Source organism: Pseudoalteromonas arctica, assembly GCF_012927645.1.
Taxonomy (GTDB): domain Bacteria; phylum Pseudomonadota; class Gammaproteobacteria; order Enterobacterales; family Alteromonadaceae; genus Pseudoalteromonas; species Pseudoalteromonas arctica_A.
Genome location: NZ_JABBMT010000013.1, coordinates 76,943 through 98,810, shown reverse-complemented (window position 1 = coordinate 98,810; position 21,868 = coordinate 76,943). Strand labels below are relative to the sequence as shown.

Annotated in this window: 19 protein-coding genes; 13 read left to right on the top strand and 6 right to left on the bottom strand. The window is 41.5% G+C overall.

Annotated elements, in window-relative coordinates:
* Positions 1-196 (top strand): transposase (locus HHO47_RS10295; protein ID WP_248290974.1); only part of this gene is annotated, 196 nt, incomplete at its 5' end.
* A 201-nt stretch (positions 197-397) separates the two neighbouring features.
* On the top strand, positions 398-1,321 hold the full coding sequence (gene glsB, locus HHO47_RS10290; protein WP_109875654.1) for a glutaminase B: 924 nt from the start codon (positions 398-400) through the stop codon (positions 1,319-1,321).
* Between the two features lie 22 nt (positions 1,322-1,343).
* On the opposite strand, the gene HHO47_RS10285 is transcribed toward glsB, so the two are convergent.
* On the bottom strand, positions 1,344-2,648 hold the full coding sequence (locus HHO47_RS10285; protein ID WP_169020232.1) for an inosine/guanosine kinase: 1,305 nt from the start codon (positions 2,646-2,648) through the stop codon (positions 1,344-1,346).
* A gap of 179 nt (positions 2,649-2,827) precedes the next feature.
* Here HHO47_RS10285 and tadA point away from each other — a divergent pair, with 179 nt between their 5' ends.
* A complete protein-coding gene (gene tadA / locus HHO47_RS10280; RefSeq protein WP_169020231.1) occupies positions 2,828-3,331 on the top strand; it encodes a tRNA adenosine(34) deaminase TadA in 504 nt (167 codons plus the stop codon).
* Here tadA and HHO47_RS10275 read toward each other — a convergent pair.
* Both HHO47_RS10275 and mltF read right to left on the bottom strand, forming a co-directional pair.
* The gene (locus tag HHO47_RS10275; RefSeq protein ID WP_169020230.1) at positions 3,328-3,495 is read right to left on the bottom strand and encodes a hypothetical protein; all 168 of its coding nucleotides are present in this window, start codon (positions 3,493-3,495) and stop codon (positions 3,328-3,330) included. The genes tadA and HHO47_RS10275 overlap by 4 nt on opposite strands.
* A gap of 134 nt (positions 3,496-3,629) precedes the next feature.
* On the bottom strand, positions 3,630-5,150 hold the full coding sequence (gene mltF, locus HHO47_RS10270; RefSeq protein ID WP_169020229.1) for a membrane-bound lytic murein transglycosylase MltF: 1,521 nt from the start codon (positions 5,148-5,150) through the stop codon (positions 3,630-3,632).
* A 253-nt stretch (positions 5,151-5,403) separates the two neighbouring features.
* On the opposite strand from mltF, the gene purL reads away from it, so the two are divergent.
* The 4 genes from purL to HHO47_RS10250 all read left to right on the top strand — a co-directional run bounded on the left by purL (position 5,404) and on the right by HHO47_RS10250 (position 12,460).
* Positions 5,404-9,288, top strand: a complete 3,885-nt coding sequence (gene purL / locus HHO47_RS10265; RefSeq protein WP_169020228.1) for a phosphoribosylformylglycinamidine synthase — start codon at positions 5,404-5,406, stop codon at positions 9,286-9,288.
* 189 nt (positions 9,289-9,477) lie between these two features.
* Positions 9,478-11,940, top strand: coding sequence for an intermembrane phospholipid transport protein YdbH family protein (locus HHO47_RS10260; RefSeq protein WP_169020227.1), 2,463 nt, complete (start codon positions 9,478-9,480; stop codon positions 11,938-11,940).
* Entirely contained in the window at positions 11,933-12,115 is a 183-nt protein-coding gene (locus HHO47_RS10255; RefSeq protein WP_149981408.1) for a YnbE family lipoprotein, read from the top strand. The genes HHO47_RS10260 and HHO47_RS10255 overlap by 8 nt, the downstream gene beginning before the upstream one ends.
* A 15-nt stretch (positions 12,116-12,130) precedes the next feature.
* The gene (locus tag HHO47_RS10250) at positions 12,131-12,460 is read left to right on the top strand and encodes a YdbL family protein (RefSeq protein ID WP_211183685.1); all 330 of its coding nucleotides are present in this window, start codon (positions 12,131-12,133) and stop codon (positions 12,458-12,460) included.
* Between the two features lie 26 nt (positions 12,461-12,486).
* On the opposite strand, the gene HHO47_RS10245 is transcribed toward HHO47_RS10250, so the two are convergent.
* Both HHO47_RS10245 and waaA read right to left on the bottom strand, forming a co-directional pair.
* Complete coding sequence (locus tag HHO47_RS10245) at positions 12,487-13,050, bottom strand: DUF1415 domain-containing protein (RefSeq protein ID WP_169020225.1); 564 nt, start codon at positions 13,048-13,050, stop codon at positions 12,487-12,489.
* Positions 13,043-14,335, bottom strand: coding sequence for a lipid IV(A) 3-deoxy-D-manno-octulosonic acid transferase (gene waaA / locus HHO47_RS10240; RefSeq protein ID WP_169020224.1), 1,293 nt, complete (start codon positions 14,333-14,335; stop codon positions 13,043-13,045). Before waaA ends, HHO47_RS10245 begins: the two co-directional genes overlap by 8 nt.
* Before the next feature lie 153 nt (positions 14,336-14,488).
* Here waaA and HHO47_RS10235 point away from each other — a divergent pair, with 153 nt between their 5' ends.
* From HHO47_RS10235 to hldE, 3 genes are read left to right on the top strand one after another with little or no spacing between them, the layout of a single operon-like run.
* Positions 14,489-15,979 (top strand): capsule assembly Wzi family protein, encoded by a 1,491-nt coding sequence (locus tag HHO47_RS10235; protein ID WP_169020223.1) that lies wholly within the window; start codon positions 14,489-14,491, stop codon positions 15,977-15,979.
* Between the two features lie 33 nt (positions 15,980-16,012).
* Positions 16,013-16,603 carry an SIS domain-containing protein gene (locus HHO47_RS10230; protein ID WP_169020222.1) on the top strand — a complete coding sequence of 197 codons (591 nt, stop codon included), beginning with the start codon at positions 16,013-16,015 and terminating at the stop codon, positions 16,601-16,603.
* Positions 16,603-18,042: a bifunctional D-glycero-beta-D-manno-heptose-7-phosphate kinase/D-glycero-beta-D-manno-heptose 1-phosphate adenylyltransferase HldE gene (gene hldE / locus HHO47_RS10225; RefSeq protein ID WP_169020221.1), complete on the top strand. Its 1,440-nt coding sequence runs from the start codon at positions 16,603-16,605 to the stop codon at positions 18,040-18,042. The genes HHO47_RS10230 and hldE overlap by 1 nt, the downstream gene beginning before the upstream one ends.
* Before the next feature lie 3 nt (positions 18,043-18,045).
* Here the strand turns inward: hldE and HHO47_RS10220 are convergent, their stop codons facing one another.
* Positions 18,046-18,768, bottom strand: a complete 723-nt coding sequence (locus HHO47_RS10220; protein ID WP_169020220.1) for a 3-deoxy-D-manno-octulosonic acid kinase — start codon at positions 18,766-18,768, stop codon at positions 18,046-18,048.
* Positions 18,769-18,896: 128 nt separating this feature from the next.
* Here HHO47_RS10220 and HHO47_RS10215 point away from each other — a divergent pair, with 128 nt between their 5' ends.
* The 3 genes from HHO47_RS10215 (at position 18,897) to HHO47_RS10205 (ending at position 21,857) form a co-directional block, all read left to right on the top strand.
* The gene (locus HHO47_RS10215) at positions 18,897-19,955 is read left to right on the top strand and encodes a glycosyltransferase family 9 protein (RefSeq protein ID WP_169020219.1); all 1,059 of its coding nucleotides are present in this window, start codon (positions 18,897-18,899) and stop codon (positions 19,953-19,955) included.
* Positions 19,952-20,506: a D-glycero-beta-D-manno-heptose 1,7-bisphosphate 7-phosphatase gene (gene gmhB / locus HHO47_RS10210; protein ID WP_169020218.1), complete on the top strand. Its 555-nt coding sequence runs from the start codon at positions 19,952-19,954 to the stop codon at positions 20,504-20,506. The genes HHO47_RS10215 and gmhB overlap by 4 nt, the downstream gene beginning before the upstream one ends.
* Positions 20,507-20,660: 154 nt before the next feature.
* Positions 20,661-21,857, top strand: a complete 1,197-nt coding sequence (locus HHO47_RS10205) for a glycine C-acetyltransferase (RefSeq protein WP_169020217.1) — start codon at positions 20,661-20,663, stop codon at positions 21,855-21,857.
* The last annotated feature ends 11 nt before the right edge of the window (positions 21,858-21,868 follow it).

Here is a 21,868-nt window from a genome sequence, read left to right as displayed (position 1 = left end):
TCCTCCCTACTCACCCGAGCTGAACCCCATTGAGCAAGTGTGGGCATGGATGAGAAATAGAGAGTTATCTAATCGTACATTTGCAAGTTATGACGATATTGTGGAGCAAGTAAGTAGGGCGTGGAATACATTTCGCTCAGACATTGATAACGTTAAGCGTATCTGTTCGAGAAAATGGATAAATTTGATCACTTAATAAAAAGCATTGGTATTAAAGTGAAAAAGTAGGAACTTAAAAGCTCTTACTTTGGTTTACTTATGCTGTAATAGTTTCGAAGTTTGTAGTGAAATATTTTTATTGATATCAGCTAATCCCCTATTTGCTCAACATTACCATGCGGTTATGGATCTGACGTGTTAAAATTTGATTTTAGATTTCGTATTATTGAGGTGTCGATTGCCAACGAGTGATTACCAACGAGTGTTAAATGAGATAACTCAAGAGGTTAAGCCTTTACTAACGCAGGGTAAAGTTGCCGATTATATACCGGCATTGGCAGAGGTTTCTCCTGAGCAGTTCTCTATTGCTATTTATACTACGGAAGGAGAAATTTTTTGCGCCGGTGATTGTGAACAACGTTTCACAATTCAATCTGTGTCCAAGGTTATGACTCTGACATTAGCGTTACAACGCTATGGCGATGAATTATGGAATAGAGTTGGCAAAGAGCCTTCTGGTACGGCGTTTAACTCTCTGACACAGCTTGAGTTTGAAAAAGGGATTCCACGTAACCCATTTATTAATGCGGGAGCGATTGTTACCTGTGATGCTTTGTATAGTCGTTTATCAGCTCCAATGCACTCTATGCTTGAAACATTTCGCGATTTGTCAGGCAATCGCAGTATTGTAATTGACAAGCAAGTGGCTAACTCAGAATATGAGTTTAGGCATAGAAATGCGGCAATGGCACATTTAATGAAATCATTCGGTAACTTTGAGAATGAAGTAGATGATGTGCTTTGGTCGTATTTTAATTTTTGTGCCATAGAACTTAATTGTATTGAACTTGCCAAGGCGTACAATTTTTTAGCCAATAAAGGGATAGATTACAGCTCGAATAAACGAGTACTTTCTAGTCGTCAAAACAAGCAACTAAATTCGTTGTTGTTTACCAGTGGGTTATATGACGCAGCAGGTGACTTTGGTTATCGTGTTGGCATGCCAGGTAAATCCGGTGTTTCTGGAACAATATTAGCGGTGTTACCGAATAGATTTACAGTGGCAGTCTATTCACCGGGATTAAACTCTTTTGGTAACTCAGTGGCGGGAATAGCAGCATTAGAGCTGCTATCTAAAAAGCTTGATATATCGATATTTTAGCTTTGTTTAGCGTAACGGGATCTTATTGATCCCAATACACTTGTTCTAAACAATCTTCGCGCTCAGGTAAACCGCGTGACAAGCGTGGTGAATGCTGTACTAACACTTCAAAACTGGCGCGATTAGCATACTTACTAATTTGTGCTAATGATGAGTAGGTCATTGCTGGTTGCTGGTGTTTAGCTGAATTGCCAACATTGAGTTTATGGTACTCATTTGCTGATAAGTCATGTAGTAGCGCTGCTAATGCACAATCCCCTGCACCATTGGTGTTCTTTATTGAGTCTGGTCCACCCATAAATGGTGCTGTATGGCTGTATGCACGAATTGGCTGCTGACAGTCAACTTTTCGCATGGCGCGCGAGAACTCATAACGATTGAAATCTGGTATTGCGCCAGGAAGCAGCGGGTATTCTGTTTCTCGCTTAAATTGCTCATCAACGTGGCCTGCCATAAAAAGGCCTTTCTCTCCTGCTGTACAGATCACTAAATCTACCCAATCTAGTGCTTTATCAGCAGCGAGTAGAGGATCTTCAAAGCCAGTGATTGCCAGCCCTTCTTCCTCATTCATTGCTAAAATATCAACATGTTTTTCGACAAAACTAGCCCACCAGGTAGGGTCTTGCTCGATTAAAAACTTAGTGCCAAGAGTGAGTACAACAGGAACGCCTGCATGATTGGCATATTTGACAGCTTGCATTGTTGCTTCTGTCATCGTTTCAGAACTTTGCGTACGCATTAAGTAAGCACTGATCACTAATGCCGATGAGTTCTCTATTAATTTCTGATCGATTGATTCAGGTCGTAGGTGGTTCATCAGCCCTGCGCTGATGGCAAAAGTACGTTCACCCGAATCGTCAATGAGTGTAAAGCAGCGGCCGATCGGACCATCTACTGGTTGTAAATAGTCGAGATCAACACGGCTTGAGGTGTTACATAAAAAGCGATAAGCGTAGCTACCAATTTTAATGTTTTCACTCATTACACCTAGTAATACAGAGCGGTCATCCGCTAATACTGAATAGTTGTGCATAGTGTTGCCAATAGTGCCTCCTGCAAACTCATAATCGATCATATTGTTGAGTTTTAAGCGGTCATATAATGCATTGGTTATATCACTATCAATAACTTGCGACATACCTCGACGCAGTTTAAATTCATCAAGGAAAGCTTGATCGACTTTAGCCTCTATATCAACTACGATTTGATCTATTCCGGTGATATAGCTGCGCTGCAACTTATCACTGGCGTTGAGTTGATTAGTAAGTGGATCTTTGGCTTCCACTGGAAAATAATGTTTATGCCTGCGGCGTCCAGGAAATTTCATTTGCTACCCATGTGTTGTGAGCTAAATAAAAAAAGCGAGGGATTATATCGTAAATCGCACGAAGTGAGCCATGTTAAAGCCATTTTAATTTGTTTTATTTTTATCACTAATCAGTATTTTTAGCATTTTAATAGCCTAAGTGAGTATAATTAAACAATAATTAGTTAAAGATTAAGTCAATGAGTGAACAATTGAACGATCAATATTGGATGGCGCAAGCTCTAGAGTATGCAAAACAAGCAGAGCGGTTGAATGAAATTCCAGTCGGTGCTGTACTGATCAAAGATAATCAGTTGATTGCAGCTGGCTACAATCGTTCGATTACAGATAACGATCCTTCTGCTCATGCAGAGATGATTGCGATACGCGAAGGTGGCAGGGTTGTTAATAATTACCGCTTGATTGATTGTACTTTATACGTCACGTTGGAGCCATGCTCTATGTGCGCGGGGTTACTAGTACACAGCCGTATCAAACGTTTGGTGTTTGGGGCTGCGGATGAAAAAACAGGATCAGCAGGCTCTATTATGAATCTATTACAAGATCCTAGGTTAAATCATCAGGTTGAAGTTGAGGCTGGGATACTAGGTGAGTTATGTGGGCAAACTATTTCTGATTTTTTTAAACGCCGCCGTCAAGAAATAAAAGCTGCAAAGAAAGCTTTGCGTGACCTGCAGGCTTAGCCTGCAGGTGCTGCAATGCTTAACTCTGCCATTTGTTGCATTGCAAACATTCTGCGACGCCAAATTACTTTTCTATGTAAATTACGCAGCATTATTCTACGACGGGTAGATGATGAATAAATAACATTTCGTTTGAACGAATGTGTACGCCGACGTTTCAGCATGGTTTCTCCTGAAAATGTGAGAGTGAGAAAAGATATAAGTTAATTATATACTGGATACTACACAGTAGTGATCATTTGATGACAAGTAAATAGATATTTTAGTTTGCGTGTACCTATCGCATTTTAAGTTATTTTTATTGTTCGCCGCTATCTTTTTTTTGCGGTGATTGCTCATCTATACTGTCATCCTTTGTTGGGGAGACCGTGGTTTGTATTGTGACAGGCTTTGGATTTTTAATCTTAGTAGCTTGGGTAGCAGCTTGCTCTATTTGTTCAGCCTCATTGGGTTCAGTGGTCGGTGGGCTGATCGCGTCATTTTCATCTAACCAAACTAGTGCATCGTAGTATCGACGAATATTATCTACATACTTGACTGCGACATCACCGCGCGAATAGCCATATTTGGTTTTACGGTAGTAACGTTTTTTGATTAATAGTGGTAAACGTTTTTTTACATCAGCCCATTTATCAGGGCTGGCGCCTTGCTGCTCAGTAATAATACGTGCATCGTTCACATGACCCCAACCAATATTATAGGATGCTAAAGCCAGCCAAGTACGATCTGGCTGAGGAACACGGTCGGGAATTCGTTTTTCTAGCTTCGTCAAATATTCTGCGCCGCCTTTGATATTTTGCTCTGGCGCTAAGCGATTTGTGACACCTACTTGCTTGGCCGTATCGCGTGTGAGCATCATAATACCACGTACTCCCGTGGGCGATTTTGCCCGAGGGTTCCACATTGATTCTTGATAGCTTACCGCTGCGAGTAGCCGCCAATCTAATGTGCCCGCATATTGTTTAAACCAAGGTTGGTATTTTGGTAGGGTGTCTTTAATTGCTTCAATATAGGCAAGGGTATTAACGTAGTTAAATTGGCGGACATGGCCAAAATATTTCTCTTCAAGTACATAAAGCTGATTACTTTGTTTTACTTCACCAAAAAACGGCACCATTAACGCATAGAGGGAATCGTCGCCGTCTTTGCGCAGCAGCCAAGCAATGGGGTCATTGCGTGTGACTGAAAAGCCGATGCTTAAATTGGGATGATAACGACGAAATAGTGATAGCGTGTGTGAGTCAGCTAATGTGTAATCAATTTCACCGTCGATCACAGCTTGTAGTAGCTCTTCTTCATCGAGATCTTCTGTTTCGTGCCAGGTTAAATCAGGATGAGTTTGTTTTAACTGTTGCAGCGCCAATGAATGGCTACTTTTGGCAAGTACAGTGAGGTTTTCGGTTAGATCATCAAAATCACGAGGTCTTACTCTACCTTGTTTATAAACCAGTTTTTGGCTAATTGTGCGATAAGTAGGGCCGAAACGGTAATCTTGTGCGCGTACTTTATTGTACGTTAAACCAGAGGCTATTAAGTCTAAATCACCACTATCTAAGCGTGAAAACATGTCGGATAAGTTAAAAAACGGCACCATTTCAAGTTTAACGCCTAAGTGTTCAGCAAACTCTTGCGCTAACTCATATTCAAATCCTTGCTCACCTTGCACTGCTTGATAATAATTACTTGCTCCAGCTAACGTACCCACTCTGATTTTGTTTTGAGTTTTTATTTGGTTAAGTTGAGATTGCTGCTGTTGCATATCGCAGGCACACAAAAGCATTACTAAAGTAATGATTGTTATTAGCTTTTGTTTAAACATACTGTGCCCCTTGAATGCTATTACACTTTTATATCAAAACTTTGCGATGACGTCACTTGGCGATTTGTTATAGACGACTTTACTGTGTTTTATATTTCCTCTGCCACTGGGTATGATTAGTAATAAACGATGCTAACTTATAGCGCTCTTGCCGCAATTTTAATTCCCTGCTTAACCTGTATTTCCGAGTTACTTGAGTATATAATACCCGCCTAAAATATCGTTCAATCCCTAACCCCGGATGAAAATACCTATGTTGATCCTTCGTGGTGCACCAGCACTTTCCGATTTTAGAGTTCAGAAAATTTTAGCCCGTTGCCAACAGGCGCAACTTCCAGTCACTAATGTATACGCTGAGTATGCACACTTTGCAGATCTAACCGCACAGCTGTCAAGTGATGAGCAAATTAAGCTTGAGAAGTTACTTACCTATGGTCCAACGATTGCCGAACATACACCTGCAGGCACTTTGGTGTTAGTCACGCCTCGTCCTGGCACCATCTCGCCATGGGCTTCAAAAGCGACGGATATTGCACATAATTGTAGCTTAACTCAAGTACACCGTGTTGAGCGCGGCATCGCTTATTATGTTGAAGGTGACTTGAATGCTGAGCAATTAAATCAAGTTGCAGCCTTATTACATGACCGCATGACCGAAGCAACGCACAGCGCAATGGACGACGCTGCGACGTTATTCCGTAATGATACACCGAATCAAATGTCGTCAGTTGACATTTTAGACGGCGGACGTGAAGCGTTAGCTACTGCAAACGTTGAGCAAGGCTTTGCTCTAGCGGATGACGAAATTGATTACTTGGTTGAAAACTTCCAAAAGTTAGGGCGTAACCCGAACGACATCGAATTATTTATGTTTGCACAAGCAAACTCAGAGCATTGTCGTCATAAAATATTTAATGCTGATTGGACAATTGACGGAATTGAGCAGCCGAAGTCGCTGTTTAAAATGATTAAAAATACCTACGAGCTAAACCCTGAAAATGTATTATCTGCTTATAAAGATAACGCCGCAGTAATGAAAGGCTCGAAAGCAGGTCGTTTCTTCCCAAATGCTGAAGGTGAATATACATATCATCAAGAGAATATTGAAATCTTGATGAAAGTTGAAACGCATAATCACCCAACTGCGATTGCACCATTTTCTGGTGCTGCCACCGGTTCAGGTGGTGAAATTCGTGATGAAGGAGCAACAGGCCGTGGCTCTAAGCCAAAGGCTGGTTTAGTTGGCTTTACTGTATCAAACTTACGTATTCCTGGTTACGAGCAACCGTGGGAAACTGATTTTGGTAAGCCTGAGCGTATCGTTACAGCATTAGATATTATGACAGAGGGGCCATTAGGCGGCGCTGCGTTTAATAATGAATTTGGTCGTCCAAACTTAGTTGGTTACTTCCGTACCTATGAAGAAGAAGTGACAAGTCATAATGGTCTAGAGGTACGTGGTTACCACAAGCCTATTATGCTGGCTGGTGGTTTAGGTAATATTCGTACTGATCATGTGCAAAAAGGTGAAATACCTGTCGGCGCTAAGCTGATTGCGTTAGGTGGCCCAGCAATGAACATCGGTTTAGGTGGCGGCGCGGCTTCATCAATGGCGTCAGGCCAATCGAATGAAGATTTAGACTTTGCATCAGTACAACGTGAAAACCCAGAAATGGAACGCCGTTGTCAAGAAGTCATCGATAAATGCTGGCAGTTAGGTGATGATAACCCAATCGCGTTTATCCATGATGTGGGCGCCGGTGGTTTATCAAATGCTTTCCCTGAGCTTGTTAATGACGGCGGTCGTGGTGGCAAATTTCAACTGCGTGATATTCCTAATGATGAGCCGGGCATGGCACCGCATGAGATCTGGTGTAATGAGTCTCAAGAGCGTTATGTGCTTGCTGTAGCAGTTGAAGACTTTGACCGTTTTGAAGCTATTTGTAAGCGTGAACGTGCGCAATATGCGGTAATTGGTGAGGCGACTGAAGAGCGTCACTTAACGGTTGCTGATAACCATTTTGATAATAACCCCGTTGATTTACCGCTAGATGTATTATTAGGTAAAGCACCGAAAATGCACCGTGAAGCGCAATCTAAACAAGTTGTTGGTAAAGCGCTGGATACTGCAAGTATTGACGTAAGTGAAGCGGCAACACGTTTATTGCGTTTACCTACGATTGCTGAAAAAACGTTCTTGATCACCATTGGTGACCGCTCAGTAACGGGGCTAGTTGCTCGTGACCAAATGGTTGGCCCTTGGCAGGTGCCAGTTGCTAACTGTGCCGTAACTGCAGCAACGTATGACACTTACCATGGTGAAGCAATGTCTCTTGGTGAGCGTACACCAGCGGCATTACTTAACTACGGTGCATCAGCACGTTTAGCGGTGGCTGAGTCATTAACTAATATTGCATGTGCTAATATCGGTAGCCTTGAAAACATTAAGCTTTCTGCAAACTGGATGGCTGCAGCAGGTCACCCAGGTGAAGATGCGGGTTTATATGAAGCAGTAAAAGCGGTGGGCGAAGAACTTTGTCCTGCGCTTGGCTTAACTATTCCAGTGGGTAAAGACTCTATGTCGATGAAAACCCAATGGGATGAAAGTGGTGAGCAAAAATCAGTAACCGCACCATTATCATTGATTATCACTGCATTTGGCCGTGTTGATGATGTGCGTAAAACGGTTACTCCGCAACTACGTACAGATAAAGGCGAAACGTCACTTATCTTAGTTGACTTAGGCGCGGGTAAAAATCGCATGGGCGCATCAAGCTTTGCGCAAGTTTATAAGCAATTGGGTGATGTAACCCCTGATGTTGATAGCCCTGAGTTATTAAAAGGCTTCTACAATGCAATGCAAGCGCTAGTCGCTGATAGCAAGCTACTTGCTTATCATGACCGTTCAGACGGTGGTTTATTTACCACAGTGGCTGAAATGGCATTTGCGGGTCACACCGGCGTTACTGTAAACCTTGACGCTTTAACAGGCTCAGATATCGAAGCGCTTTACAACGAAGAGCTTGGTGCTGTTATTCAAGTAGCTAATAGTGATTTAGCTGCTGTGAATGCGGTATTTGCAGAGCATGGTATTACTGCAATCAGCCACGAAATTGGCACCCTAAACAACGATGATACCGTGGTATTTAACCGTGCGGGCAATGCTGTATTAAGTCATACGCGTACAGAATTACGTACTATTTGGGCAGAAACCACCTACCAAATGCAAGCACGCCGTGATAACCCTGATTGCGCTAAGCAAGAATTTGATGCCAAATTTGACGCAACAGATCCGGGCCTTAACGTTAAACTTAACTTTGACTTAAACGAAGATGTTGCAGCACCCTATATTGCCACAGGCGCTAAGCCTAAAATGGCCATTTTGCGCGAGCAAGGTGTTAACTCGCATTTAGAGATGGCAGCAGCGTTTAACCGTGCTGGTTTTGCAGCCGTTGATGTACACATGAGCGACATTCTTGAAGGGCGTTTAAGCCTTGAAGAGTTTAAAGGTTTAGTGGCATGTGGTGGTTTCTCTTACGGTGATGTACTCGGCGCTGGTGAAGGTTGGGCTAAATCAATCTTGTTTAATGATATGGCACGCGATCAGTTCCAAAGCTTCTTTGAGCGTCAAGACTCATTTAGCTTAGGTGTATGTAATGGTTGTCAAATGTTATCAACATTAAAAGAGTTGATCCCTGGTACTGAGCATTGGCCACGTTTTGTAACTAATAAATCAGAGCGTTTTGAAGCACGTTTTAGCTTAGTCGAAGTGCAAGAGAATCCGTCTGTATTCTTTAACGGTATGGCTGGCTCTCGTATGCCAATCGCTGTTTCACACGGTGAAGGTCATGCTGAATTTGCAAACGATGCAGCTGTTAAAGCGGCGCTTGAGTCTGGTACAGTGGCTGTGAAGTTTGTTGATAACCACGGTAAGCCAACAACGCAATACCCTAATAACCCAAATGGCTCGCCAGAAGGTATTACAGGTATTACATCAGCGGATGGTCGTGCTACTGTAATGATGCCACACCCTGAGCGTGTTTTCCGCGCGGTTGCTAACTCTTGGCACCCAGATGAGTGGATCGAGGATAGCCCATGGATGCGTATGTTCCGCAATGCACGTAAAAATGTAGGTTAAATTATATTTATACACACTAGATTCATTATCTAGTACTAGAATAAAAGGCTGCACTGTGCAGCCTTTTTTGTTTATGCTGGTCAAAGGTCAAAGGTCAAAGGTCAAAGGTCAAAGGTCAAAGGTCAAAGGTCAAAGGTCAAAGGTCAAAGGTCAAAGGTCAAAGGTCAAAGGTCATATTTTAAGGATAATATGTTTAAGCGTGTAGGTTGGGGGTTATTAATTCTCGTGCTAAGTGTGCTTTCACTTGGCTATATTTTTCGCATGCCGATCACCTTGCATTTTGTTGCTCCTTCACTGCATCAAGCTGGAGTTGAACTGCATTGCTTGGATTGGTCGTTAACAACCAATATGGATCTCCATGTACAGCGAGCATGTATTGGCTATCAAGGGCAGTTGCTTGAATTAGCTGATATTACGGCTAATACTCAAAACATCACGATTAACCGTGCAAATTTAATACTGGTAACCCCCGATTCTTCGACTGAGCCGAGTGTGGCTAAAAAGCTTGCTTTGGCGTTACCGCAAAGTCGTCCGTTGTTACATATAAAACGTTTAGTGATCACTCAGTCTCAATTAAAAAAGCCACTTATTATCAGCATAAATGAGCCTGAGTTAAATGAGTTTGTTGTTACTGGTGATGTAAAAGCTGAGGTTGACGTTAAAAACACTAAATTGGCAGGAAATATTGAGCTTGATGATCGACTACTTTCTACAGTTAAGGCCGCGACTGTAAACTCGATTGCAGGACTTAATTTAACGAGTCAACATAGTTTCGCTTTTGATGGTATTGCACTAGATATAGACACTCAGCTAAGTACTGATTTCACTTACGCCATTAATACCTGCTCGATGACAATTAAAAGTAGTGGCAAAGTCAGTAGTCACTATAACTTAAATTCAAAAACATTAACCCTAGATGCTCAGCAATTAGCAACAACACTCAATGGTAAAAATGAGTGTTTACAAAGTTTGAGTGGTGTTATCGATGATGATGCGCAGCAGCAATTTGTTACTCGGCAAATACCGTTAAATTGGCGATTAGTTTTACCTAATAAGATCATTGTGCAAGACACTCAATTGACATTAGATCAGCTAACATTGCAGGCGGGATCACAACTGCTAATGAATGTTAAACAGTTAGCGGTTGATATAAAGAATCCTTTAGAAACCCTATTGGCACAATTCGCGTTGTCTTTTTCGAGTGATGATATTGCATTATTAGCTATAGCCGCGAGTGTTGTTAGCAGTGATATTGATGGTAACTATCAGTTAAAAGTGGCTACGCTGCCTGATTTTATCGATGTTGATGCGCAGCATATTAGTGCACAAGGGCATTTTTCAATAAATAGCATATTGGCTGCACAGCCTACTCTCGAATTGTCAGCACAATTAGCGCTGGGGCAATTAAAAGTGAATGATATTGGCATTGATAATTATCAAGCAACTTTTAAGGCAAGGCTACAAAGTAATCAATATTTAACCGCTAGCTTATCGAGCCAGATTGATACTGTTAATATGGGGAGTATTAAACTGTCTCAGTTGACGAATCAGCTAACTGCTGCAGGAAGTTTGTCAGCAGGGGAATTGTTTTTTGATTTAACCAGTGAAACAAAGTTAGCCAGACTACAAACGGAAGAATTACGACTTAACGATATTCGTATAAGCTCAACAGGTTTACAAAGTCGTGCCTTGCAAGCATCTCATCATATACATGCAGAAGGGATAGAGCTTGTGGCAACGCATAATATAACAAGCACAACTCATCCATTTGAGGTGATAATTTCAGAGCAGTTAGTTACTAAGCTTAATCCACTGCTTCATCAATTTGTGCCACTTGCAACTTTAACAGATGGTAAAGTCAGTGGCCGTATTGCAGGTGATATTAATCTGCAACAAGCCGATCTCTCTTTACAGGTAGTCGGTGTAAGTGGTTTATACACAGATTACCTTGCTAAGCATTTTAATACTCAATTTACAGGTCGTTATGATTCAGGGCAGCTTAATGTTGTGCCTTCTACATTTGAGCTAAATGAATTGCGAGCTGGTGCTGTGGTGAAGCAGTTAACAGGATTTTGGCAAGTACGGGCAAATGAACTTGCTGTTACGGAGCTTACAGGGAAAGTTATGGGAGGGCATTTTTTGCTGGATAAATATCGTCTTACAGAAGAGCCGCAACAAGCATTAGTTACATTTGACAATATAGATGCTAGCAAGGTCATTACCCTTGATGCTAAATCGGGTATTAGCTTAACAGGAAATGTAGCTGGACACTTGCCTGTTTATTTCACAAAAGCGGGTATTGAGGTTAAAGGTGGGCAGCTTGTTAATCAAGGTGCTGCTAAATTACTTATCACCGATAATGCAGCTTTTAATTCGGTAAAAGCGCAACAACAAGAGTTAGGCCCTATACTTGGCTTGCTTGAAAATTTAGATATTCAGAGTATTAAAAGTAGTGTTAACTTAAAACCTGACGGTTGGATGACCTTAGGCGTTAATTTACAAGGGTATAACCAACAGCAAGCACAGCAAGTTAACTTTAACTATAATCATGAAGAAAACGTGTTTACACTATTACGCGCACTACGATTAAGTGATGAAATTACGCAAAAAGTTGAACAAGAGTATTCAACAAAAGGAAGTAATAATGACTAAATGGTTAGTAATATTAACCGCATTGGGGTTACTCAGTGCATGTACGCATCGTGTTGAGGTGGCCGCCAAGGAGCCTATAACAATTAACTTAAATGTGAAAGTTGATCATGAAATTCGCGTGAAAGTTGATAGAGAACTCGACAGTTTATTTAGTGATGACAGCGAATTATTCTAAGGAGCAAGTATGAACATGGTAAAAAATAAAAAACTAAACATTGTCACTTTATTGAGTGCTGTGTGTTTGTCGTTTTCGGCTTGGGCCATTTCGTTAGATGATGCAAAGGATCAGGGGCTAGTAGGTGAAGATAGCTTTGGTTATTTAGGCCTTGTGGTGCAAAATGCAGAGGCAAAAGCGGTTGTCGATGAAATTAATGCTAAACGTAAAGCACAATATTTAAAGCTCGCTAAAAAGAACAACTTGTCGCTTGCTCAAGTAGAAGCGCTAGCAGCAGCCAAAACGATTGAAAAAACCCAATCTGGTCACTTTGTTGAAGTGAACGGTGAATGGGTTAAAAAGTAACATTCCTTTTGCTAAAAGCTGAGTGATTAAGCGCTCGGCTTTTTACATCCAGCAAGTAACTGTTGCCAAAAGTCGATGCCTTTGCGGCGTGCTAGATTTATGTTGTGATCTGGAATTGATTCAGGTTCGTTATAATCATCAAGTGCAGCACTCATGCTAGCCTCACGAATTAAATGTAAGGTAGGAAAAGGTGCGCGGTTAGTGTAGTTAGCAGCGTCGCTGTCATCGCTATCGGCAAACACATAGTCAGGGTGAAAGTTGGCTATTTGGTATTTTCCTTCAAAGCCTTGGGCAACTAATAGCGCATTGGCTAAATCAACTAAATCTAAAAATCCCTCAAAGTCAGTAAAGCCTTGTTCAAACATCAATAATGTAGTCTCTCGAGTCGGTTGTTGATCAAGTTCAATACATTGTTCGATCATCTCCATCACAGCATCATCAATGCTAGTAGCTTGGCTGGTTTGATAATGAATGCAATTATTTTCAACTTCTTTACGGGCAAAGGGGCAAAAGTTATATTTAACAATGACATTAGCTACCCATAAGCGGGTTTGTTGTTCTGGTAAGGTTGGTTTTGTTTGTTTAGTCATTGTGTGGCTCTAAAGATTTGTTAATAATGGCGATTGTTTTAGCGATGGCACCTTGGTTATTAGCAACACAGTGTGCTGCTTGCAGGCCTAACTGCTGACAAAGTGCTGGTTGTTGATGAAGTTCGTATAGTTGCTCCGCTAACATCTTTGTATCGCTTACTTGTATACACCCACCTGATGCAATCAGTTCAGGGTAAACATGGTTGAAGTTATAGGTATGCGGGCCTGTTAAAACACCGACAGAAAATGCCGCTGACTCGAGAGGGTTATGCCCGCCACGTGCAATTAAACTGCCGCCAATATAACTGATGTTGGCCATACCATATAAACATTGCAATTCACCTAAAGTATCAGCAAGGAGTACTTGTTCGCTTTGATAGTTATTTTTACTGCGGCGGCTAAAACTCAATGGTGAGCCTTCAAGTAATGTTGCGACCTTATCAAATTGTTCAGGGTGGCGCGGCGCAATAACGAGCAGTGCATCTGGAATCTTTTTTAACAACTGCTGATGAGCAGCTAATACCAGCTCATGCTCACTAGGGTGCGTGGAACCAGCAACCCAGATAAAACGCTGATTATTGTATTGGCTTTTTAGGGTATCGACTTTATCTAACTGCTCACTAGTTGGCTTTATATCAAATTTAATCGACCCCGTAATGTGCACTCTTTGCTCATTAAGGCCAAGTTCAATAAAGCGTTTAGCGTCTGCATGATTATGACTAGCTAAAGCGGTAATTGATTGCATTATAACCTTAGTTAATGGCGCAACTTTTTGATAACCCTGTTGTGATTTTGCTGAAAGCCGCGCATTGAGTACCAGTACCGGAATATTCTGTTGTTTACACTGCGCCATAAGGTTAGGCCAAAGTTCGGTTTCTAAAATACACATTAGCGTGGGTTTAACACGTTTTAAAAAACGTGCTGTAGCGCAAGGGTAATCAATAGGTAAATAGGCGCACTGTACCGAGTCTTTAAAATTATTATGTATTTGTTCGCGGCCTGTCGGGGTGTTACAGGTTATCATAAATGAATAGCTAGGCTGTTGTAGCTCTTTGAGTAAAGGCGTTGCAGCAAGTACTTCACCCACTGAAGCGCAGTGGAACACTATGAGATCATCTTTTAATTCGGTACTTTCTTGTGAGGTATTTTTTACTGTAGTGAAGCCAAATCGTTCAGCAAAGTGGGCGCGATAAGCTGCGTTCTTTTTACCTCTAAGTATATATAAATAAAAGGTTATGAGAGGACTAAGCAAATAAAGAATCAGTGAATAAAAAAAGCGTGCCATTTTCCAGCCTCGAATTATAAACACTAATGATAACGCGGATACTCTTTAAGCAAAATGCGAAATTGTTAAAAATCGTTAGAACAGAGAGTTTTGGGTGTTTAGTTGCCGCTAATTTGGTAATATTTAACTACCTTTATGAAAAATACAGTCGTTATGAAATTCAAATTGATAAAAGGCGTGGTATTAACCAGTTTTATGAGTTGCGCATTGCCTTCACTTGCAACACCAACTGCTTACTTACCAATAGGCATGGATGCACAGCTTGATCATCAGCTCGATACGTTATTTGCCTTGACGTCAGGCACACCGATGACAAAGCCTTATCGCTTAAAGGAAGTTGCAGCGGCGCTTACTAAATTGCAAAACTCACAACCAAGTTTAGTCGCGGCAATACGTGCTAAAATTAAGCCTTATCAAGGCAGCGATGACATTACTCGAGTGGGTGTTAAGTTGCGTGCGGATGGCGACAATGCAACCAAACTTGCCAATCAACGTGGTGTGAGCTCTGATGAATGGGGCCAAGTCTTCTTTGAAGGTATTTGGCGCCCTAATGACTATACCTTGATGCAAGTAGGTGTTGATTATCGCGCTAAGCAAAATAAATTCGTTAATTATAATAGTTTTGTTAGTTTTGCGGGCAATGATTTACAGCTGAATATCGGCTATAAAGAACACTGGTTTTCACCATTTAAACAATCAGCGCAGATTATTTCGACTAATGCGCGTACCTCACCATCGATTTCATTAGGGATGGTGGCACCAGCCCATAATTGGTGGAACTTTGATTTTGAGCTTTATTATTCTGAACTTGAGCATGTTGAAAAAGGCATATTATATCAAAATGAATTACATGATGGCACACCTCGCTTAGCCGGCACACATATTAGTTTAGAGCCTGTAGAGGGGTGGAAAATCGGCATTAATCGTATGATGCAATTTGGTGGCGGACCACGCGATGTTGGCTTTAGCGATGTAGTTAAAGCATTCTTTGACCCAGCAGGTAATGATAATGCTGGCATGGTTGAAGGTGGCAGAGATAATGAATTAGGTGATCAGTATGTCACGATCACCAGTAGTATTAATTTTGATTGGGGGATGCCCACCGAGTTTTATTTTGAATACGGTGGCGAAGATACTAAAAACCACAAAAATTATCAGTTTGGTAACACGGTTGCAAATGTTGGCTTATTCTTACCGCAATTAACAAAAGAATTGTCGTTAAGGTATGAATATACCAATATGCATAGCTTATGGTATGTAAATCAAGTTTACCCAACATATGGTAATACTAAAGACGGGTTCAGTACCGGTCACTTTGCTGCTGATCAGCGGTATTTAAACGAGCATGCCGAAGGGCCTTTAAATGTATATGCTGATGCGCCTCCAACTCAAGTTCATTCTGTTGAGCTTGTTTATAATGAAAATTTTAGTTCTATGTGGCGTGCAAAAGTAACCAGCATTGAAAATAAAAGTAACTATTTAAATGAGTGGGGTCAAACTACGGCAGATTACGAACAAGCTATTGAATTGCAAATCAGTAACAACCGCAAGTGGCAAGAATATAATATTGAAACCACGTTAACTTACGGCGAAGATGTATTTGGTGATAACTATACATGGTTATCTGTGGCACTTTTTTGGTAGTAGCTAGTCAGACTAATTTTGAGAGGATTACCCATGTCTAATATTGATTCTGTAGCGAGCAGCTACCTTGAAAGTTTAACCCGTCACCAAGTATTGTTTGAAACGATGGAAACATACCACCCTCACGTAATGCAATTGCTTGAAGTTTGCCACAGTACTTTGCAAGCGGGTGGAAAAGTAGTTTGGTTTGGTAATGGTGGCAGCGCAGCAGATGCCCAGCATTTAGCTGCAGAGTTCGTCGTACGCTACAAATTAGAGCGTGGTCCATTAGCATCTATGGCGCTGACAACCGACACTTCCATCTTAACTGCGCATAGTAATGACTATCACTTTGACACAGTTTTTGAGCGTCAGGTTCTTGCTTTATGTAAACCAGAGGATTTAGTCATTGGTTTAACGACCTCAGGTACTAGCGCCAACATTAACTTAGCCTTAGCGGCCGCAAATAAAATTGGCGCTTATACGGTTGCATTTACAGGCCGCGATGGCGGTAAAGTAAAAGATATCGCTAAATTATCCATTATTATTAAAGATGACGAAACTGCCCGTATTCAAGAAGCGCATATGTTTATTGGTCATTGGTTATGTGAAGCCATTGATATGGTTGTAGCGGGGCAGAGTTAATGGATTTAGCGTTATTAAAAAACCTGTCTAACGCTAAAATATTGGTGGTTGGGGATGTGATGCTTGACCGCTATTGGCATGGTGATTCAGGACGTATATCGCCAGAAGCACCTGTGCCTATAGTGAAAGTAAGTAAATTTGAAGATAAAGCTGGTGGCGCTGCCAACGTGGCAAAAAATATTGCTCGGTTAGATGGTAAAGTTGGCTTACTTGGCCTTATTGGTGAGGATGAAAGCGGGCAAATTTTAGAGAATATTCTGGCTGAAGAGCGCATTGATTCACAATTAGTGAGTGTTTGTGATTTGCCAACCATTTCAAAAATGCGGGTGATTAGCCGTCATCAACAAGTCGTTAGACTTGACTTAGAAGAGATGTTTACTGAGCAACACAGTCAACTGCTTTTAAACCGCCTGCAATTAGTATTAGATGAGTACGACTTTGTGTTGTTCTCTGATTATAATAAAGGCTCATTATGCTTGATCCAGAAAATGATAAAACTTGCTAAAAGTGCCGGAAAAACCGTTTTAATTGATCCTAAATCCTCAGACTTAAACTTATATCGCGGTGCTGATTTTATTACCCCTAACTTAAATGAATTTAAGCTTGCTGGTGGTAAAACAGGTTCGGAACAACATTTAGCAAACAGTGCCCGAGTACTGATCAGCGATGCAGGGATCGCGGCCATGCTGTTGACTCGTTCAGAGCAAGGTATGTCACTTATTAGTGCCGATGAAAAACACGATTTTGCAGCACAGCAGCTTGAAGTGAGTGATGTAACGGGAGCTGGAGATACTGTAATTGCGACACTTGCAGTCATGCTAGGTGCAGGTATGCAGCCAAAAGATGCGGTTGAAATTGCTAATCTTGCGGCGGGGATTGCGGTGAGTAAACTCGGTGCTGCAACCGTTTCACCAGAAGAACTAAGCCGTAAGTTAGGGCAATATTTACAAAAAACCGGTGAACATTATCAAACCCCATTTGATGATGTGCTTCAGCATATTGAGTTTGCAAAGCAAAATGGTGAAACTATCGTGTTCACCAATGGTTGTTTTGACATTCTACATGCGGGGCATGTACGTTACTTAGCACAAGCTAAGGCGCGTGGAGATCGTCTAGTCGTCGGTTTAAATAATGATGAATCAATTACACGTTTAAAAGGTCCCGAACGTCCTATTAACCCACTTGATGAGCGAGCCATGGTGCTGAGCGCTTTGGCATCAGTTGATTGGGTAATTCCATTCGGTGCAGTTGAAGAAAACGATACACCTGCTAAATTAATTGAGCTGCTCAGCCCTGATATCTTAGTAAAGGGTGGAGATTACGCCGTTGAGCAAATTGCCGGTGCTGATCATGTACTTCGCCATGGCGGAAAAGTTGAAGTACTTGAGTTTTTAAATGGCTGCTCTACGTCAAAAGTGATCAGTAAAATAAAGGCTTAGCGGCTATACTTTAAGAGTGGACTGGTATGCTGTGTGTAACTGCTGCCAGTCACTTTCTTGCCAATGCATGACGTGGTTACGCCCTTGCTCTTTATGAAACGAACGAGCAAGGCGGGTCATATTAGCTTGTTGCCAATTACTGGCTGGGAGTTTTAGTTCACCACGGTCAAAGTCAATAATATATACCTCGCCCGTTTCATCAAATAGAATGTTGTTAATATTCAAATCAGCGTGATACACCCCATGATTATGAAAATCCGCAATCGTGTGTGCTACTTTAACTAACTCTTGTGCGCTAAAAGGGCGTTGTTTTAATATATCAAGCACACTTTGTGCGCCTGCAACCACTTGAGTAATTATATCGCCACGATAAATTAAGCCAGCTTGCGATATTTTAGCTGCGATCGGCTTTGGTACATTGAGGCCTAATTCGCACAGCTTCATCATTAATGAAAACTCTTGGTAAACACGGGTTTTTTCCAGTCCAAAAAACAGATATTGATCACTTAGCACTTTACCCACTAAACCGCCACGCCAATAATGTCTGAGCACTGCTGTTAGCCCGTTATGGCAGAAAAACCATGCAGTTGCGCGACCTTTTTTAGCGCCGACAATTTTTCCTTGCTGCTGCCAATATTCATTATCAAACCAATTTAAGCTAATTTCGGCACTATGTTCAGGATGGCTTAAAATAATATGTTCATTGATGGTTTGTTGGTTAAACATGGCGTACTTATTTTATTGCGGGTGATAGTGCTATCTTAACCTGTTTTAAAGCCGAGCATAAGTGCTTGCAATAGTGAGTGGTTAATTTAAGATCATGATAATTATCCAGCATAAAGCAAAGGACACCTGTGACTGACACAACCACCTATTCAGATATTTGTATTTTAAGGCTCTCAGCAATTGGTGATGTGTGCCATGGCGTATCTGCAGTGCAGGCTATTCAAAAAGCGCACCCCAATGCAAAAGTTACCTGGGTGGTCGGCAAAATTGAAGCCATGTTACTCGCTGATTTACCCGGTGTTGAGCTGGTGGTGTTTGATAAAAAACAAGGCAAAGCAGCCTATCAGCAATTAAAACAACAATTTAAAGGACGTAAGTTTGATGTGTTACTGCATATGCAAGTGGCACTTCGAGCTAACTTAGTGGCGCGTTGTATTCCTGCAAAAGTTAAAATTGGTTTTGATTGGGCGCGCTCAAAAGAATTACATAGCTTATTTATTAATAAACGCATTGCACCACAGCAGCAGGCTCATGTGTTAGAAGGATTTAAAGGCTTTGCGCAGGCGATAGGTGTACCTGATTATAAACCAAGCTGGCAAATGCCAGTCAGCAAACATGATCAAAGGAATGCCGATGAATTACTTGGTACGGAGCGATTAGCTGGACGTATTTTTGTGATTTCGCCTGCGGCGAGTAAAAAAGAGCGTAACTGGCTGGCTGAGCGTTACGCAAAACTTGCGGAACATGCACATAGCCAAGGTTTTCATGTGGTGATCACGGGGGGCCCGACAGAGCTTGAAATGACGCTTAGCAATGATATTATCGCAGCTACCAGTATTCCCATTCTTAATTTAGTCGGCAAAACAAAGCTGAAAGAGCTGTTATGTGTTTTAAAGCGAGCTGCATTAGTTTTAGCGCCTGATACAGGCCCTGCTCATATGGGCGTCACTGTCGGCACTCCGGTTATTGGTTTATATGCCCATTCAAACCCTAAGCGCACAGGGCCTTATTTATATCAAAATTACGTCGTTGAGGTGTATCACCAAAACTTACTCAAGCAAACAGGTAAAACGGCTGAACAACTACCGTGGGGTACGCGGGTTAAGGGCTGTGACCTAATGAAACAAATAAGTGTTGATGATGTAACTTTGATGTTTGACCTAGTGGTTGAGAAAGAGCAGTTATGAACAATATTAGTAAAGCCTTATTTTTAGACCGTGATGGCGTGGTTAATATTGACCACGGGTATGTTTATGAGCCGGCTAAATTTGAATTTGTGCCAGGCGTGTTTACTGCATGTAAGGCGTTTGCGGATGCAGGCTATAAACTGATCATAGTGACTAATCAATCTGGTATTGGCCGTGGTTACTATTCAGAGATGGATTTTCACACTTTAACACAGTGGATGATTGCCCAATTTGCTGCGCATCAAGTAACGGTGACAGATGTTTACTTTTGCCCTCACCACCGGAAAAAAGCATTACCCGAATACCTCAAAGAGTGTGATTGTCGTAAACCGGCTCCGGGTATGTTACTGCAAGGCATTGCTGATCATCATATCAATCCAGCTAGCAGTATTATGGTTGGAGACAAACTAAGCGATATGCAAGCGGCAAGTAAAGCGGTTATTGGCACTCGGGTGCTTGTACGATCCGGGCAGGAGTTTGATGCGCGAGCTATCGACTCGGCAGATCATGTTTGTGATTCGTTAGCCGACTTACCCTCAATACTGCTATAGCTCAATGTAAACTGGCAGCATAAGTTGTCAGTTCCTTATTTATGCGATGAACTACAAACAGTGCATTTGTTTGACGAAACTTTTACAATAGCCACAAAGATGAGGCGTGTTAATTTAAGTACGCTCACCCCGTTCAATAATTTGGAGATTTCAGATGAGAGCATCTGCGTTTTTTAGTCAGCTTCAGCAGCAAATTGATGAAGTAAAAGCCGAAGGTTTGTACAAAAATGAGCGAGTGATCACTTCACAACAGCAAGCTCAAATTCAAGTTGCTTCTGGCGATAAAGTTATTAACTTTTGTGCTAATAACTATTTAGGCTTAGCAAATAGCTCTGAGCTTATTCAAGCTGCACAAAATGGTTTAAATGATCATGGTTTTGGTGTTGCGTCAGTTCGCTTTATTTGTGGTACACAAGACATTCATAAAACCTTAGAGCAAAAAATTAGTGCTTTTTTAGAAACTGAAGACACGATTTTATATTCATCGTGCTTTGATGCGAATACAGGTTTATTTGAAACTATTTTAGGCGCTGATGATGCGATTATCTCTGACTCGTTAAATCATGCATCTATCATTGATGGTGTCCGTTTATGTAAAGCAAAGCGTTTCCGTTATGCTAATAACGATATGGCTGATCTTGAAAAGCAATTGATTGCTGCGGATGAAGCCGGTGTTAAAAACAAACTTATCGCAACCGATGGCGTGTTCTCAATGGATGGTGTTATCTGTAATTTGGAAGCTGTGTGTGACTTGGCTGATAAATACAATGCACTAGTAATGGTTGATGACTCGCATGCTGTTGGTTTTGTTGGCGAAAATGGCAAAGGTACACCTGAGTATTGTAACGTGCTAGACCGTGTAGATATTATCACCGGCACCTTAGGTAAAGCCCTTGGCGGTGCATCGGGTGGTTATACATCGGGTAAAAAAGAAATTGTTGAATGGTTGCGCCAGCGCTCTCGCCCATATTTATTCTCAAATTCCTTAGCGCCTTCAATCGTAACAGCATCAATCAAAGTATTAGAAATGCTCGAAAATGGCAGTGAGTTACGTGCCAAGTTATGGTCAAACGCAAAATACTTCCGTGAGCAAATGGAAGCAGCTGGATTTACCTGTGCGGGTAAAGATCACGCGATTATTCCAGTAATGTTAGGTGATGCTAAAGTCGCCTCTGCAATGGCTGATAAGTTATTAGTAGAAGGCATTTATGTCACTGGTTTTTCATTCCCAGTGGTGCCAAAAGGCCAAGCGCGTATTCGTACACAAATTTCAGCGGCGCACAGCACTGAGCAATTAGATATTGCAATTGACGCCTTTACCCGTATTGGTAAAGAAATGGGTGTTATTTAATTAATTTATTT